Here is a 15,336-nt window from a genome sequence, read left to right as displayed (position 1 = left end):
CAGAGGTCTATTGCGGAAACTGGACCTCAGTGTGATTTGATTTGGGTGTACCGTTATCTCCAACCGAGGCGATTGCATGCGCTGGAGCGATTCCTTCCGCCGAACTAAAATCGTTGCCACGATTGGCCCTGCCACTTCCAAGCCAGATATGTTGCGTCAACTGGTACTCAGTGGCGCGACGACGCTACGGCTGAATTTTTCCCACGGCAGCCACGACGACCACCGCCGCAGCATTCGACTCATCCGTCAGGTGGCCTACGAGTTGGGTATTCAAGTGGCTATCTTGCAAGACCTACAAGGCCCTAAAATTCGCCTCGGCAAATTCGCAGAGGGGCCGATCTCGCTGGCAGCGGGCGATCCCTACGTGTTGACGAGCACCCCCATGCCAGGGACGCAGGAGCGCAGTTGCATTACCTACGACAGGCTGGCCCGCGAAGTCCCCGTAGGAGCCATCATTTTGCTCGATGACGGTCGCGTGGAAATGCGGGTGGAGCGGGTGGATGCCGAAGCGGGAGAACTGCACTGCCGCACCGTCATCGGCGGAGTGCTCTCCAATAGCAAAGGGGTAAACTTTCCCGGCATACGCCTCTCGATTCGGGCGATTACCCCGAAAGATCGCGAGGACTTGCGCTTTGGTCTCAGCCAAGGGATCGATTGGGTTGCCCTCAGCTTTGTGCGAGAGCCCTCAGATGTGATTGAGTTGCGCCAGCTCATGTCGGCACTCGGTCGTCGCGTACCGATTATTGTCAAATTTGAAAAGCACGAAGCGGTGGAGCAACTGGAGGAAATTCTCCGTCTGTCGGACGGAGTTATGGTAGCGCGGGGAGATTTGGGGGTCGAAGTCCCGCCTGAGGATGTACCTGTCTTGCAAAAGCGTCTGATTGCCACTGCCAATCGCCTCGGCATTCCGGTGATCACGGCGACTCAAATGCTGGATAGTATGGCCCACAGCCCCCGCGCCACCCGTGCCGAGATTTCGGATGTGGCCAATGCCATCTTGGATGGCACCGATGCCGTCATGCTCTCCAACGAAACTGCCGTGGGGAAATACCCTGTCGAAGCGGTGAAAACTATGGCCCAGATTGCCTGCCGCATCGAGCAGGAATATGTTTCCCCCATTCGCCAACTGCCGCAACTACCCACTCTCCACGCCAGTGCAGGTAGCGGCGATCGCGATCTGCCCAAAACCAATATTCCCGATGCCATTAGCCGGTCGGTGGGTAAAATTGCTCAGCAATTAGAGGCGGCGGCGATTATGAGCCTGACCAAATCGGGGGCCACTGCCCGGAATGTGTCTAAGTTTCGCCCCCGTACCCCAATTCTCGCCATTACCCCCCAAGTGACGGTGGCCCGACAACTCCAGCTAGTCTGGGGGGTTCACCCCCTCGTGTTGGCAGATCTAGCCTCCACTAGCCAGACTTTTGAGGTGGCCCTCAACACAGCCCAAGAGCAAAACATGCTGCAAGATGGCGATCTGGTGGTGATGACTGCCGGGACCATTCAGGGGTTTTCGGGCTCGACAGACCTGATCAAAGTGGAAATGGTGAAGTCGGTGGTCGCTACTGGCCAAGGATTCGGTCGCGGCTGCGTCAGCGGTCCGGCCCGCATCGTGCGCTCCGGTCTGGAGTCGAGCAAGCTGACAAAAGGAGAGATCTTAGTGGTGTCGTCCACTAATGCCAACTATGTGGAGGCGATGAAACACGCTGCCGGCGTGATTGCTGAAGAAGAGGGAGCAGCATCCCACGCTGCGGTAATTGCTATGCGCTTGGGGCTGCCGGTGATGGTGGGAGTCAAGGGGGCAACCAGTCTGATTCGAGATGGAGCCATTGTCACGATTGACACAGAGAAAGGTCGGGTGACATCGGGGGTGGGTCGAGCCTCCCTTCGCAATCGTTAGAACGGTTGCGAACGGCTGATTTCCTCCAGTTGAATGGAGCGAATCGCCTGCTCGATTTGGGCCTTCAGCTCGGGATCTTCCCGCAGTTGAATCGTGAGGCGGTTATAGTCGGGAACCGACAGGTTATGGCTTTCAATCACTGCCGTAGCATCTCGGATAAATTGCCGCCGGATTTCATTTTGGGCGGTTGTGTCAGCAGTATTGTTGGTTTCTTCTAGCGCTTTTAAACGGAAGGGCTCGATTTCCAGCAACACCCGTGCAAACAGTTCTACCGTGTCTGGCGCGATGTCTGGTGCGATCGCATCTTCCTCCTGAGCCCTTACCGCTTGCGATCGCAAATCTATCCAACGACTACTGCCACCCCCCGTACCGACTGCCACCCCCAGCAATAAAGGCAGGCACAGAGACAGGCCGAAATGCAAACTGAATTGGGGCCAGATTTTCATCGAGACTTATCCTCAATTGACACTGATGATGCTTAATTGACACTTCTCATATAGTATCGAACCACTGATATCCCCTCCGCAGGCGATCGCGCTCGGGATTCCTACAGACTGACTTACCGTAAAGACTGACTTACTGTAAAGACTGACTTGCCGAGAGGATGTTCCGGGCCAAAATGAAGGCGATGCCTGCTCTGTCGCGCAATCGATGTCATCTCTACCACCTATGGGTAATCTAGGAGGGAGGAACGGAGAGTGTTCGATCGCCTGCTAGCGTTGCTTTCACGCAATTGACTTGCACCGATGGCTAGAGTTCTATGCCCCTCTGTGTTGTTAGTTCGCTCCCTTTCACCATCTCGCAGTTCCGCACCTTAAGCCGGTGTCCGCACGCACCCCCATCCCTTCAAACAGACCGTTCACCTGCATTGAGACCGTTTCCTGCAATGACAGCTCGTATTTTGATCGTTGAGGACGAACTCAGCATTCGTACCCTCCTGCAACGCTACCTCGAACAACAAGGCTACACCGTTGAAGTGGCTGAAAGTGGAGCAGTGGCGCTAGAGCACTTTCATGCCTTTCAGCCCAATTTAGTGGTGCTCGATCTCAACCTACCGGACATGAATGGCTACGAACTGTGCCCCAGAATGCAAGAAGAAACAGGGGTTTACGTCCTCATGCTGACCTCTCGCGTCGATACCGCCGATCGCCTGCAGGGGTTTCACTTAGGGGCAGATGACTATATTACGAAGCCTTTTAACCTACCTGAAGTGGGGGCAAGGGTTGCGGCCATTCTCAAGCGGCAGCGCCCGATCGCGGCAGCGCTAGAACAGCCGCTGCACTTCCAAGATTTGAGCATTGACCCCGAGCAGCGCAAGGTCAGTCGAGGCCAGAATCTCATTCCTCTAACGGCACTTGAGTTCGATTTGCTTTACACCATGGCTCAAACGCCGGGCCGAGTCTGGCGGCGCGGCGAGCTGATTGAAGCTGTGTGGGAGGAGGAGCATGACGGTGACGAACGGGTGGTGGACGTTCACATCGGCCAAATCCGCAAGAAGATCGAAACTCAGGTGGATCAGCCCTCCATCATCCGCACCGTGCGCGGGGTGGGCTATAAGTTTGAAGCTCCCATCGAACCGGTGGAGTTGTCCGTCCCCAGGCCCGTTCCCTCTAAAGTCTGATGCCCCGCCCCCACTACAGAGTAGCGGCAGTGCTAGTTCTGGCTAATGGGCTCGGTACTCGTTAAGGGCAGATCGCTCGTCAAGTAGATATGACCCAACTCTGTTTCCTCAAACATCCGGCGGGTCAAACGCCAGCCGGGATTGAGCGAAATGCGAGTGAAGCCAGTGCTGCTAATGCCTTGGGTTCGACCAATCTCGATGGGAGGAGTGCTGAAATCGAGGTTGGAGTAGCCCCGCAAAAACAGCTCGTCCCCTTCCTGCACGACCCTGAGGCTGTAGTGCAACCCCAAATCGCGATCGGCCATTCGAATCGAATAGGCATTGCTGTCTGCTTTGCGTCCGCAAATACCAGTGAAATCAAAGGTCAGCAGTAGCGGCTGGACTTCGGTGGGGCTAGTACCCTGCTCGCTCCAACACAGACTTTCGTCTGTCTCTTGTTCGACAATCATCAGATAGTAATCGCCGGATCGGCCCCGAGGAGCAGCCATCGCAATAAAGGCTTCGATATCGACTTCTTGCTTGTCAAAGAGGGAACGGGCATTTGCTGCTGCTCGAGACGAGGGGGCCACAGTGGCAGGCGTGCCAGAAGCATCCAGATTTGGGACTTCCGGTTCTACGCCCGAGGCCAGAGTGGCGGCCCCCGTCAGCGCGATCGCTGCGGCACCGCAAGTGGCCAGTAGGGTGCGCCAAGCGAGTGACAGACTGTCGATTGAATTCATCACATCAATCTCCTAACTAAGTAGTTCGGACTATTGCAAAAATTTGCTAAATGGCGGGGTAGTACTTCGCGCAGTCTTTGAGTCCATCGCAGTCTGCTTCAACTTGTCTCGACGGCAACGGACTCTTGCAAGACTTTGCCCCTGTGCCCCCTACACATAAGGTGAACTATGCGCGAGGGGGGCTAGAGTGTACCCTGCGACTCCCAATCTGCCATCAAATCTAGCGGAAGTGACGACCTAGCGCTATCTGATTTCGCCAACGGAACTGTCGGTAAAAGTCGCGGGCAGAGTGCAATGCCGATTCAGTGAGCGATGATTCAGTGACCGATCTGGTTGCAGGAGGGTGCGATCGCCACCTTCAAAAATGCTACTTCAGTCAAACGGTGGCATCGGTCGTAGGTTTGTATCCCCAAAAAGGACCGCAATGGGGGCATAATAGCGAAGATTCGGTGTGTGAGAATTTCCCTTGATCGCGTCTTCTAAAGTTTTCCGTCGTACCCTGCGCCGTCAGGATCGAGCGGCGCAATCGCGCGCTCCCCTTTTCGAAGCCATCCGCAGCTACGCCGCTCTCCCCAAAGCAGCCTTTCACACCCCAGGCCACAAGCAAGGGCGGGGTACGCCTGCAGAGTTACTGGAGTTTTTAGGCGAAAATGTATTTCGGGCGGATCTGACCGAGTTGCCCGAAGTGGACAACCTGCACGATCCCGACGGGGTGATTCGCGAAGCTCAAGAGCTGGCAGCAAGCGCCTATGGAGCCGATCGCAGTTGGTTTTTGGTCAACGGTTCCACCTGCGGAGTCGAAACCCTAATGATGGCGGTCTGCGATCCGGGGGATGTGGTCTTGCTGCCCCGCAACTGTCACAAGTCGGCGATCGCCGGGGTCATGCTATCGGGGGCCATTCCGGCCTACATCGAGCCCGATTACGATCGCGATTTAGGCATTGCCCACGGTTTAACCCCCGCTGCTGTGGAAGCTGCAATTCAGCGGTATCCCTCGGCTAAAGGAGTGTTGGCGGTCAGCCCCACCTATTATGGCGTGGCCAGCGATCTGGAGGCGATCGCCGCTGTGGTTCGCGCCCACAATCTCCCTTTTCTCGTGGATGAAGCCTGGGGGCCTCATTTTGCCTTCCACCCCGAATTACCCATTTCGGCCTTAGAGGCTGGAGCCGATCTCGTCGTGCAGTCCACCCACAAAGTTCTGGCGGGAATGACCCAAGCCTCGCTGCTGCACGTCCGGGGCGATCGCATCGATCGCAATCGCGTGCGCAATATCCTACAACTGCTGCAGTCCACCAGTCCCAATTACGTTTTGATGATGTCGTTGGATGTGGCCCGCCGCCAGATGGCTTTGCAAGGAGAAGCATTGCTGGAGGAAACCTTGCGCTTGGCGGATGAGGCGCGGGCACGGCTGAATCGAGTGGAGGGCATTCAGTGTTTTGGCACCGAGCGCTTGGGCTCCACCCCCGGCTTTCACCATTTAGATCGCACCCGCTTGACCGTGACTGTGTCCGATTTGGGCTTATTTGGCTTTGAAGCGGACGATTGGGTCAACCGCCATTGCAACGTGCAACCGGAGATGTCTACGCTGCACAATGTGGTGTTCATTGTGTCCATCGGCAACACGCAGCAGGATATCGATCGCCTCGTCGCCAGTTTTGAAGCTCTATCGCGCGATCGACGGGAGACTGCAGCAACAGTGGAATTGAGCGATCGGATGCAGCGTTTAGCCTGCATTCAATTGCCGCAGTTACCCCCCCAACGATTGAGTCCCCGAGCAGCCTTTTTCTCCCCTATCCATCGCCTGCCACTGCAGGAGGCGATCGGCAAAGTCTGTGCTGAAATTATTTCCCCCTATCCCCCCGGCATTCCCATCCTCGTCCCTGGCGAAGAGGTCACCTCTGAAGCCGTTGAATATTTGTTACTCGTTCACCAGGCGGGGGGGTTCATCAACGGACCCGAAGACGTTCGCCTCCAGACCCTCAAAGTGGTTAAGGATTAGCAACAGGCTCCAGCGAGCACTTGCTTCCCGAGGGGTTGGAATAGACGATCCAATAGAAGTGCAAAATACTACACAACGATCGAGCTTCTCAAACCACAAGCTCGGGAGGTAAAAGTATAAATATTCATATAAATGTATTCAATCGAGCACTATATCGCCGTCTTTAAAAGCTACTGTAAAGCTTTGCATTACCTACGAGTCGACTGAGACAGTAGGAAACACGAGACGGCTGCAGACTGTTTGAGCTGGGAGTGGAAGGATGAACATTCTCATTGAAACGATGAGCTCTCTTTTGCTGGGCTTTGCAATGAGTTGGGCGCTAATTGCACTGCTCGATCGCCAAGCGAAAGCTGGAACATTCTTGCTCTTAGGCATTTTGCCCTTTCTGGTGGTTTATATCGGCAGTCCCAATGCTCGAGTGTTTTCGTTCCACGGCTTGATGCACACAAGTTTTGTCTACCAAATTGCCAACGGAACGTTTCCCCCTGAAAGCCCGCTGTTGGGTGCTCGCTCCCTACTCTATCCCTGGGGCCATCATGCGGCGATCGCGGGGATGGTCAGGCTATTGAATATTTCTCCATCTCTGGCATTTTGTATCGTCAATCTGCTCAATATTCTGCTCCTGATGTTTTTGACATTTCAAGTGGCTAAGCTACTGTCATCCGATCGCGTTGCAGCTATCTTCTCGGTTGTGTTGTCTGTATTTGGATTAACTATCTTTAACGCAGGCCCCATCGCTAGAATCTTTGAAGATATTGTGTTCAGCATAACTGGAATGGGTCGTATCGGAGGAGAGTTTAGAGCTCTACTGTCCCCTAAGTTGAGCAATATTAATAGTATGCCGCTGGGAGTGACTTGCTTCGCCTTATTCTTATTCTCAATTGTGCAAATATATGCGAAAAATAACGCAACCAAGCAAAACTATGTCCTATTGCTAATTGCTGCAGTTGGTGCCGGATTCTTATATCCAATCGTCTGGCTGGCATTAATAGCTTGCTTTGGCACGATTAGCGCCATCCTACTGTTTCGAAGGAGGCGCAACTTTCTGGCAGTCCTCATCCCTGCGGCTGCAGTCATTGCCATTAGCATTTTGATTGTCTTGCCATACATTTACCAGATCGGCTCATCGAAACAAACATCAGCTCTATTCCTAGAGCCAGATATTAAATTCTTTGCAATTAAGTGCATTCGTTATGCTCTGACTTTACTGCCGATTGCGATCGTTGCCGCCCTAAATCGAAAAGCACTATGGGATGTCATTAAAACCGATTCCGAACCCTTATCAATCGTTGCGATTGCAGCTGTTACTTCTGGCATAATGTACTTGTTCTCGAGCCTAGGTTCAACTGGAGCAGAGTATAAATACTTTATCGTGAGTTGTTTTACCTTTGGCTCGATCGCGGGCATCCCGCTTGCACAGTTGTATCGCAATCATCGTATACTTGCTACGATTGCGATCGCATTGTTTTTAGTGCCCATCAGTCAAGATTGGATTGGGAAACTGGATGCGAGGAACTGGCAAGTTAGAGAACCCTATATGCTGCAAGGCAGTGTTTTACAGCATGGGGATCCGATGCAAGAGGAACTCTTTGCTTGGATTCGAGAGCGTACAGAGCGCGATGCCCTATTTATTGATTCAGAATTAACGATTCCAACATTTGGTCAAAGACAACTGTATGTGGCCCTCAATTCGGGCTGGCAGCCTTATCAAATCGATAAGATGCGAGATGGATGGAGTTCGCCTCCTTCTCTGTTAATCTTTCAAGAGGGGCATCCTAAAGCTGTGGTCAATCGGAGGAAGCAGATTGCAGAAGCATTATTGGCTGGGGAAAACCTGGTGGAGAACTACCGTGAGGTCTTGAACTCTCTCGATCGCACACATCAAAGCAATAGGACAGTTTATCTCGTCTCTAGACAAGAATCGACGCTCCGAAACACAAATCAATATTCAATATATGAGGAAGTTTTTAGCAATCCTCGGGCCACGATTTATCGATTGACCGATCGCCTCCCTGAGGGAGAGACTTTACCCAATGCCGAGCTAGACGATCGCCTTTAAGGTCCTGAGCGTCATGGGAGTCATAGAATGCATGCGTATAGGATTCATTGAAATGTCGTGAGCGTTCCCCAGAGTTTTATGAGCGTCAGTTCGACAGGTGTCTGGCCCCCATCCCCTAACCCCTTCCCTCGCGAAGCGTGGCGTCAGCCGTAATTTTGGGGGAAGGGGAACAGAACGGTAGATTGCGGGTTTGAGGCTGCTTCTCCCCTCTCCCAAATTGTGGGAGAGGGGCCGGGGGTGAGGGCCATGCAGAGTCATCGAACTCAGGTCAAAGTGAGGTTGGCCTGCCCCGGTCCCTCAGCGATCGCCGTAAAATGGTGATTGTACAGAGTTTGTGCAAGAAAGTACTTATGTTGAAATCCATGTGGAAGCCGTTTCAGCGCATCGCACGGCAGGGGTGGCGTCCGTTGCTGGCGATCGCCCTCGCCATTGCCCTGCTGGTTGCCCCCGCCAGCGCTGTTTGGGCCAGAACGGGCGGTAGAGCAGGAGGTGGCAGCTTCCGCAGCTTCCGCGCCCCCATCACCCGCAGCGCGCCTCAACGGACACCCCGTTCCTACGGTGGCGGCGGCTATTACGGCGGCTATGGCGGCGGCATTGGCTTCCCCCTCATGTTCCCGCTATTTGTCGGAGGTGGCAGCAGTATCTTCACCTTCTTGCTGATTTTGGGGGTGGGGAGTTTTGCGATTCGGGCTTTGCGATCGGCCAACGAAAATCGCCAAGCTGACCGCGAGGCCAATCCCGATATGACCGTCAGCGAAATTCAAGTGGGCTTGCTGTCGAGTGCCCGCAGCCTGCAAGCGGAAATTGACCAATTGGCTCGCTCCTCCGATCCCTCCGACCCCGCTGGGTTGAGCCAACTCTTGCAAGAGGTGTCGCTGCTGTTGGTACGTCACGATGACTATTGGGTCTACGGCAACGCCATCGCCGAAACCATGAAGCTGAATCGTGCCGAGCAGCGCATCAACCAACTGTCGCTGCAAGAGCGCAGCAAGGTCGACCTCGAAACCCTGAGCAACGTTGACGGTCGCCGACAAGCAGCCAACTCTCAACCGACTTTTAAGGCAGATAGTTCTGGAGAGACGCTTGCCGAAGAATTCTCCGAGCTGGGGGAATATATTGTGGTGACTCTACTGGTGGCGTATCAGTCCACTTCGGGTACACTACCTGTAGTGGATTCTGCTGAATCGCTGCGGCGTTGCCTAATGCAGTTGGGGGCTATTCCGGCGGAACGTCTCGCGGCTATGGAGGTGCTATGGAGCCCTCAAGCTGCAGGCGATACCCTCACCGCCACCGAACTGTTGACGGAATATCCGCAGCTACAGCTGCTCTAGCGGATATCAATCATGTCTTCCCAATCGTTTATTCCCTCCTTAGCTCAGGCTGAAGCCGAGGCCGATCGCCTCTTAGACGAATTATTTGGCGAGGTGGAAGCAACCCTCAAAGAGGGGGAGCAGTCAGAAGTCCATTCCCATTCCCAATCGGTCGAGCCCGCTCGACCGCCAGCCCCGCTGATGGCTTCGATGCTGTGGGTGGCAATTGGGGCTTTGGGGACGGTAGCGATCGCCGCTCTTGCCCTGTGGTGGAGTTTTGTCCATCTCCCCCAGAAATTTGCTGCCCAATCCCCCCCCATCCCGACCCCTGACGCCGCCCTCGACTTCGAGAACGCTGTTGGAGTCACCGACTCTGCCTTGACTCTTGCCAGCAGCGAGGCTGAGGTTTCCAACGTAGCTTCACTGGAGTCTGAAGACCTTGCGGCGGCTCCTCCCGCTAGCAGACCGGCTCCACCTGCTCCCGCAGTCTCCCCTCCAGCTACTGTGGCCCCTTCCCCTGCCACTGTCCCCAGCCCCCCTGCCATTGCCGCTGCTGCCCCCATCGATGCCGCCGTCCCCGACTTCCAGTTAATGGGCATTATGGACGGTGGTTCCGACGGTCAGCCAGTGGCCCTCCTGATCGTCGATGACCTGCTGCAAACGATTCCAGCAGGGGCAACGATCGAAAACGGTTGGAGGGTGGCATCCATTCGCGATCGCCAAGTTAGAGTGACCAATGGCAGACGCACGTTAACCTTGCAGGTGGGATTGCAATAAGCAGTGGGGATATATGAACCCGATCGACGATCTCATCCGCTTTCTCGAACTGCGCCTAGAGGAATTTCTGCGGGCACATCCAGAACTAGAGTTGCAGGCATTGGAAGAGCAACTGCGCCAGCAGGAAGCCGATACCACTCGGGCGATCGCCCAAAGTCGGGCAGAGCAGCAGCGGCTGCAAGATAGTATTTTGGCCACCGCCCGAGAAATCAAACGCTGGCACGAACGAGTCACCCAAGCAGAGGCAGCCAATCGTCCCGATTTGGCCCAGGGAGCGCGGCAGCGGGAGGCCGATCTGCTCAGCCAGGGCAACCAGTTCTGGGGGCAGATGACCGGTGTGAAAGAGCGCATTCAACAGATGGAAAAGTTGCTGCAGCAGGCGCAATTGCGGCGGCAGGAGGTCGAGCAAAAGTTGCGCGCCATGCAGCGAGAACAAGCTGAGCGCCAGACCGCTTCAGCTAGTGCCCAGACCTTCAGTTGGAGTGGCTGGTCGCAACCGTCTAGCGATTGGGATGAATTAGAAACGAAATTTCGCGATCTGGAAACCGATCTGGAGTTGGAGGAATTAAAGCGCCAGCAGCAGAATGGGTATTAATATAGAATAAGTATTAATACATATCACTGGGGTGGTGTTTGCCAGATGCACCGCATACAAGGGGTAACGCTGGGGAATACTGCATGAGCATTCGGGTATTTACAGACTTTGACGGTCCGCTGGTGGATGTGTCGGCTCGCTATTTTCGGGTCTATCAATTTTGTCTGGAGCAGGTGGCGGAGCCGGGGCAACCCTTGTCGCCCCTGGCTAGAGCGGAGTTTTGGGCCTGCAAGCGCGATCGCATTCCAGAATATCAAATTGCGATCGCCTCGGGCTTTCGGGAAGAACAAGCGATCGAGTTTGTTCGCCTGCGTCGAGAGCACGTCCACAGCCAGCCTTACTTTCCTTACGATGTCTTGCAAGCGGATGCGATCGCTGCTTTGACCTGCTTGAGAGACGCCGGCATCGAATTGGCGACCATGACCATGCGTCGCACCTGCGAGCTAGAGCCCGCTCTCGAACGGTTTGGGTTAACTGAATTTTTCCCTTCCTCCCATCGCTATTGCTTGGCTGACAATCATGTCAAACAGGGAGATACCCGCGATAAGCCCAATCTATTGGCCAAAGCCCTAGCGGAACTGCCGCCCGCTGCCTGCAGTTGGATGATTGGAGATACCGAGGCGGATCTGGTGGCGGGGTCTACCCATCGCATTCCCACCCTCGGCCTGTTGTGCGGTATTCGCAATCGCCGCCAGCTAGAGCGGTACAAACCTGCGGCCATCCTGCCCAGTTTGGCAAATGCTACAAGTTTCATTCTGGCCGAATTGTCCGTTCGGGCGGGCTAGCGATCGCCTACACGTGCAGCAAATCCTGTAACTTCGCGGGCAATGCTTCGCGGCGCAACTGCTTGCACAGGGGATAGACGGTGATGCAGTTATTTTGCTCTACCGCAGTCTTTTTAACGGTGGCGAAGGACTCAAATGCGTAACTGCGGATGGCTGCCGCGCTGGAATGTAGTGCTCCCTGCTCCAGGCCTATTTGAAGGCGTTCGAGCCCATCCGGCCACACCTCGCGACCGAAATCTAAGTTAAAGCCTACGCAGGGGCAACCACGACTCTTCCACATGTTTAAGAGTTGTTCGACCGAGCGTGCTTTGTACCGTCCCCGATACAGTGCTTCCACCAGTGCTGAAGACACCCAAGATTTCGGGAAGCGTTGCTCCCAAGACCTAACCCAGTCACCAGACGACTGCCCCCCCAGATCGAATCCATATTGCTTGAGGAATGCAGCTGCATCCATTGAATGCTCCCTATGCAGGCCAAACTAATATGCCCGAGTGCCTCAACTGAACCAATCGGTGCTGGAGTACCAATCAGTGCTGGCATTTGGGCTATTGCCAGCTACTATACCGCTAGTATTCCAACTCTACAGCGGACTGACTGGGGTGTGGAGATCTGAGGCGTTAAGTATTATGCAAAAAGCATCACTAGACTCGCCATCGGTAACATCTAAAATGTATGTTTCCCCCCCAACCCATGCGCCAATTGTTGGGCGACTTGAATGAATTCCCCCTATTTCTTTGGATGACTTATGGCCCAGTGGTCTTCCCGCCCCGCTCGACTAGAATTTGCTAAGGCAGCGATCGTACCTGTTATCTGCGATGCTCGTGCCGATCTGCCTGCCGCTATTGTGGCAGCAGGCGATCGCCTTTGCGGTTTCGAGCCGCAGTTGGACCTCGATGTGGATGCCTATCCTGTTGCTCGACTGTCGGCCATCCGTGACGAAGCTCCATTTGGCATGAGCGAAGCGGCTTTTCGGACATGCTTCGATACCGCCCGCTGGCCGTTATTAGTGCCATCCTCTCTAGCCGCCACCCGAGGAGCCGTGCGGGCCTTATGGAAGCGGTACGGTCCCTTAACACTGCTACACTGTAGTGCTCGCGCGGGCCTGCTGCCCCCCGAGCCACTGGCTGACGACATGGCTGAATCCTGGTTAGAGTCAGTGGAATCCTACGACCCTGCCATCGTACATGTGGGACTGCGCAGTTGTAGTGCTTCGGCCTGGCAGTGGTTGCAAACTCGACAGACTCCCGTGTTTTTAGCCTCGGACTGGACGTTAGAGGCGGCGATCGCCGCTCTCCCCTCCGAGCGACCGGTATTTTTGGCGATCGATTGCAGTGTCTTCGATCCCAGCCTGGTGGCTGCGGTGCCCCATCCCGAGCCCGGAGGGCTGCAATGGCAGCAGTTGGCAGATTTGTGTCGGGAACTCTTCGCCAATCGTACGGTGGTGGGGGCGGCGATTGGAGGCTTGAGGGGGGAATCCGGCCTTTCCCTCTCTGTCCGAGTGACGGCACGCACGATCGGTTGGTTACTCGCCTGTCACTTTGCGTCGAGCGCCCCAACCTCTGTCTCTCCAGCCTCCGAGAGCGGGACTGTCCCCGTTTCGTAATCTAGTCTGAAAATATCTAGCCTGAAAATATTGCCCTCTCGATTCTGTGCCCAATCCTTCTTTACCGCCCTCTTCTCCTTCCCCCAAGCAGCAGGCTCTGCGCTTGGTGGAAACAGCTTTTCTCGCCAGCACGTCAGCGCTGTTGTGGTTGGTGTCGGTTTACATCAACCCGGCACTACCGCTCGTACGTCTGTTTTTCCCACTGCCGGTGGCGATCGCCGTTTTGCGCTGGAACCGGCGGGCGGGGCAAATGTGTATGGTGGTTTCCACACTGCTGCTGACCGTTCTGCTCGGTCCCACCCGCAGCATTCTGTATCTCGTGCCTTACGGAATTTTGGGTTTGTGGATGGGCTGTATGTGGCAGCAGGGGCGATCGTGGGCTCGTTCGATCGCAGCAGGAACACTGCTGAGTAGTTTGGGTCTGATCTTTCAGTTGGCGCTGTCATCGCTATTGGTGGGAGAAAATCTCTGGGCATTGTTTACCCTGCAGTTAACGGGGTTTGTCAACTGGATTTTGGATTGGTCCCTCAGTTGGCTGGGCATTCACGCAGCTGCGACACTATTGACGATTCGGCTAGCCATTGTCGGTTTGTTGGCGATCAATTCCATCATTTATGTCTTTACGTTGCACTTAGTCTCTGCCTTGGTGATGGAAAAGCTGGAGCGCCCCCTACCGCCGCCGCCCCGCTGGGTGCAATCGCTCTTGCTGAGTTAAGCAATCGTCCTCTGAAATATCGCCCTGCCCAAACAAAATAGCCGATAGTATCAATGTATTGCTAGGGAATTTTGGTCTTGTTAGAGAGTGCATCGAGAGGCGAATGAGAATCTTCAATCACGACATCATGACCTGCACCCACGAGCAGGTGGTAGGCAATCAGCTTTTCTCCGGTAGAGTGCTGGGAAGCACAGAGCCGGACGATGTGATTCAGCTCCATCCCGACCTCAAGAGCGAGTGGGAGGCGATCGCCGCTCACTACAACCGCATCGGTCTCAGCCACACGGAAAACGCCATTTGGGATGTTTCCTTCCACCACCTAGCCGGTCATCCCGAACGCGAAATTTCCGTATTTTATTTTGGCGATGCCGTCCACCCCGACAGCGCAGATACTGAGCTGTTCCGTCAGCTCGATAAGCCCTGGTTCGATACCGTCCAGTGGATGAACTCCAAAAATAATTTCATGGCTTTAGCGGACGAGCTGGGGGTGTCAGTTCCGACAACACTGCGATTCAGCAGCCCGACCGAGGTCGATCTCGATACCCCGCATATTCCCTACCCCTGCTACCTCAAACCGGCGATTTCTGTGGATGGCATGGGGATTGTGCGCTGTGGCGATCGGCAAGCCCTAGCGAAGGCTCTGACCAATGTCTCTGCAGAAGTTCCCCTGCAGCTCCAGGAAGAAGTCGAGGCCAAAACATTTTTGAATCTACAGTATCGGGCCACCCCCCACGGTCCCGAACGCGTAGCAATCACGGAGCAAATTTTGGCTGGCTACAATCACTTGGGCAACCGCTATCCCACAGTCTACGATGCCTGGGATCTCGTCGAGCCGATGGCGGCTTGGATAGTCGATCGCGGCATGAAAGAGATTTTTGCGTTTGACGTATCGGTTGAGGAAATCGACGGACAACCGCGATATTTGGCGATCGAATGCAACCCCCGTTACAATGGCGCCTCCTATCCCACCGGTATTGCCCTCAAGCTCAACCTCAAGCATTGGGCGCACGAAACCTTTAATACTCCCCATCGCTCCCTACGCGATCTCGACTTTAGCGGTTTGGAATTTGAAGAGCCCGGGCATACGGGCATCATTTTGGTGAATTGGGGCAGCATTTTGGCTGGCAAGCTGGGGGTTTTGTTAGTGGGACCGCCTGACAAGCAGTTAGAGTTGAGAGAGAAGGTTAAAGCGCGATTGCAATAGCCTACTTTGTACTTGTAGCAGTTCTCATCGCGCGATCGCCGTGCTAAGTCTG

General features: G+C 54.8%; 14 protein-coding genes. 11 read left to right on the top strand and 3 right to left on the bottom strand.

What is annotated here, in order from left to right; all coding sequences use genetic code 11:
* The first annotated feature begins 76 nt into the window (after positions 1-76).
* Positions 77-1,897 carry a pyruvate kinase gene (pyk, locus tag SYN7336_RS21290; RefSeq protein ID WP_017327972.1) on the top strand — a complete coding sequence of 607 codons (1,821 nt, stop codon included), beginning with the start codon at positions 77-79 and terminating at the stop codon, positions 1,895-1,897.
* Here the strand turns inward: pyk and SYN7336_RS21285 are convergent.
* A complete protein-coding gene (locus SYN7336_RS21285; protein WP_017327971.1) occupies positions 1,894-2,343 on the bottom strand; it encodes a DUF4168 domain-containing protein in 450 nt (149 codons plus the stop codon). The genes pyk and SYN7336_RS21285 overlap by 4 nt on opposite strands.
* Positions 2,344-2,783: 440 nt before the next feature.
* On the opposite strand from SYN7336_RS21285, the gene SYN7336_RS21280 reads away from it, so the two are divergent.
* Positions 2,784-3,518 carry a response regulator transcription factor gene (locus tag SYN7336_RS21280; protein WP_017327970.1) on the top strand — a complete coding sequence of 245 codons (735 nt, stop codon included), beginning with the start codon at positions 2,784-2,786 and terminating at the stop codon, positions 3,516-3,518.
* A 32-nt stretch (positions 3,519-3,550) separates the two neighbouring features.
* On the opposite strand, the gene SYN7336_RS27160 is transcribed toward SYN7336_RS21280, so the two are convergent.
* Positions 3,551-4,237 carry a DUF3747 domain-containing protein gene (locus SYN7336_RS27160; protein WP_017327969.1) on the bottom strand — a complete coding sequence of 229 codons (687 nt, stop codon included), beginning with the start codon at positions 4,235-4,237 and terminating at the stop codon, positions 3,551-3,553.
* 466 nt (positions 4,238-4,703) lie between these two features.
* Here SYN7336_RS27160 and SYN7336_RS21270 point away from each other — a divergent pair, with 466 nt between their 5' ends.
* From SYN7336_RS21270 to SYN7336_RS21245, 6 genes are all read left to right on the top strand, one after another.
* The gene (locus SYN7336_RS21270; protein ID WP_017327968.1) at positions 4,704-6,236 is read left to right on the top strand and encodes an aminotransferase class I/II-fold pyridoxal phosphate-dependent enzyme; all 1,533 of its coding nucleotides are present in this window, start codon (positions 4,704-4,706) and stop codon (positions 6,234-6,236) included.
* Between the two features lie 499 nt (positions 6,237-6,735).
* Positions 6,736-8,295: a hypothetical protein gene (locus SYN7336_RS21265; RefSeq protein ID WP_156820266.1), complete on the top strand. Its 1,560-nt coding sequence runs from the start codon at positions 6,736-6,738 to the stop codon at positions 8,293-8,295.
* A gap of 362 nt (positions 8,296-8,657) precedes the next feature.
* Positions 8,658-9,626: a DUF1517 domain-containing protein gene (locus SYN7336_RS21260; protein ID WP_017327966.1), complete on the top strand. Its 969-nt coding sequence runs from the start codon at positions 8,658-8,660 to the stop codon at positions 9,624-9,626.
* A gap of 12 nt (positions 9,627-9,638) precedes the next feature.
* On the top strand, positions 9,639-10,382 hold the full coding sequence (locus SYN7336_RS21255; RefSeq protein WP_017327965.1) for a hypothetical protein: 744 nt from the start codon (positions 9,639-9,641) through the stop codon (positions 10,380-10,382).
* 13 nt (positions 10,383-10,395) lie between these two features.
* Positions 10,396-10,977, top strand: coding sequence for a TIGR04376 family protein (locus SYN7336_RS21250; protein ID WP_017327964.1), 582 nt, complete (start codon positions 10,396-10,398; stop codon positions 10,975-10,977).
* Positions 10,978-11,060: 83 nt separating this feature from the next.
* Positions 11,061-11,762, top strand: coding sequence for an HAD family hydrolase (locus tag SYN7336_RS21245; RefSeq protein WP_017327963.1), 702 nt, complete (start codon positions 11,061-11,063; stop codon positions 11,760-11,762).
* A 7-nt stretch (positions 11,763-11,769) separates the two neighbouring features.
* On the opposite strand, the gene SYN7336_RS28380 is transcribed toward SYN7336_RS21245, so the two are convergent.
* The gene (locus SYN7336_RS28380; protein WP_017327962.1) at positions 11,770-12,216 is read right to left on the bottom strand and encodes a hypothetical protein; all 447 of its coding nucleotides are present in this window, start codon (positions 12,214-12,216) and stop codon (positions 11,770-11,772) included.
* Positions 12,217-12,507: 291 nt separating this feature from the next.
* Here SYN7336_RS28380 and SYN7336_RS21235 point away from each other — a divergent pair, with 291 nt between their 5' ends.
* The 3 genes from SYN7336_RS21235 to SYN7336_RS21225 all read left to right on the top strand — a co-directional run bounded on the left by SYN7336_RS21235 (position 12,508) and on the right by SYN7336_RS21225 (position 15,284).
* Positions 12,508-13,365, top strand: a complete 858-nt coding sequence (locus SYN7336_RS21235; RefSeq protein ID WP_017327961.1) for an arginase family protein — start codon at positions 12,508-12,510, stop codon at positions 13,363-13,365.
* Positions 13,366-13,411: 46 nt separating this feature from the next.
* A complete protein-coding gene (locus SYN7336_RS21230; protein WP_017327960.1) occupies positions 13,412-14,080 on the top strand; it encodes a DUF2232 domain-containing protein in 669 nt (222 codons plus the stop codon).
* Positions 14,081-14,183: 103 nt separating this feature from the next.
* Complete coding sequence (locus SYN7336_RS21225) at positions 14,184-15,284, top strand: ATP-grasp domain-containing protein (RefSeq protein ID WP_026101206.1); 1,101 nt, start codon at positions 14,184-14,186, stop codon at positions 15,282-15,284.
* Positions 15,285-15,336 lie beyond the last annotated feature (52 nt).

It is taken from the genome of Synechococcus sp. PCC 7336 (assembly GCF_000332275.1).
Classification (GTDB): domain Bacteria; phylum Cyanobacteriota; class Cyanobacteriia; order Thermostichales; family PCC-7336; genus PCC-7336.
Note: the sequence above shows the minus strand (reverse complement) of the source record. Positions and strands in the feature narration are given on the sequence as shown.

Coding starts and splice junctions, on each gene's coding strand:
- pyk (WP_017327972.1), top strand. CDS start 77: ATGCGCTGGAGCGATTCCTTCCGCCGAACTAAAATCGTTGCCACGATT.
- SYN7336_RS21285 (WP_017327971.1), bottom strand. CDS start 2,343: ATGAAAATCTGGCCCCAATTCAGTTTGCATTTCGGCCTGTCTCTGTGC.
- SYN7336_RS21280 (WP_017327970.1), top strand. CDS start 2,784: ATGACAGCTCGTATTTTGATCGTTGAGGACGAACTCAGCATTCGTACC.
- SYN7336_RS27160 (WP_017327969.1), bottom strand. CDS start 4,237: ATGAATTCAATCGACAGTCTGTCACTCGCTTGGCGCACCCTACTGGCC.
- SYN7336_RS21260 (WP_017327966.1), top strand. CDS start 8,658: ATGTGGAAGCCGTTTCAGCGCATCGCACGGCAGGGGTGGCGTCCGTTG.
- SYN7336_RS21255 (WP_017327965.1), top strand. CDS start 9,639: ATGTCTTCCCAATCGTTTATTCCCTCCTTAGCTCAGGCTGAAGCCGAG.
- SYN7336_RS21250 (WP_017327964.1), top strand. CDS start 10,396: ATGAACCCGATCGACGATCTCATCCGCTTTCTCGAACTGCGCCTAGAG.
- SYN7336_RS21245 (WP_017327963.1), top strand. CDS start 11,061: ATGAGCATTCGGGTATTTACAGACTTTGACGGTCCGCTGGTGGATGTG.
- SYN7336_RS28380 (WP_017327962.1), bottom strand. CDS start 12,216: ATGGATGCAGCTGCATTCCTCAAGCAATATGGATTCGATCTGGGGGGG.
- SYN7336_RS21235 (WP_017327961.1), top strand. CDS start 12,508: ATGGCCCAGTGGTCTTCCCGCCCCGCTCGACTAGAATTTGCTAAGGCA.
- SYN7336_RS21225 (WP_026101206.1), top strand. CDS start 14,184: ATGAGAATCTTCAATCACGACATCATGACCTGCACCCACGAGCAGGTG.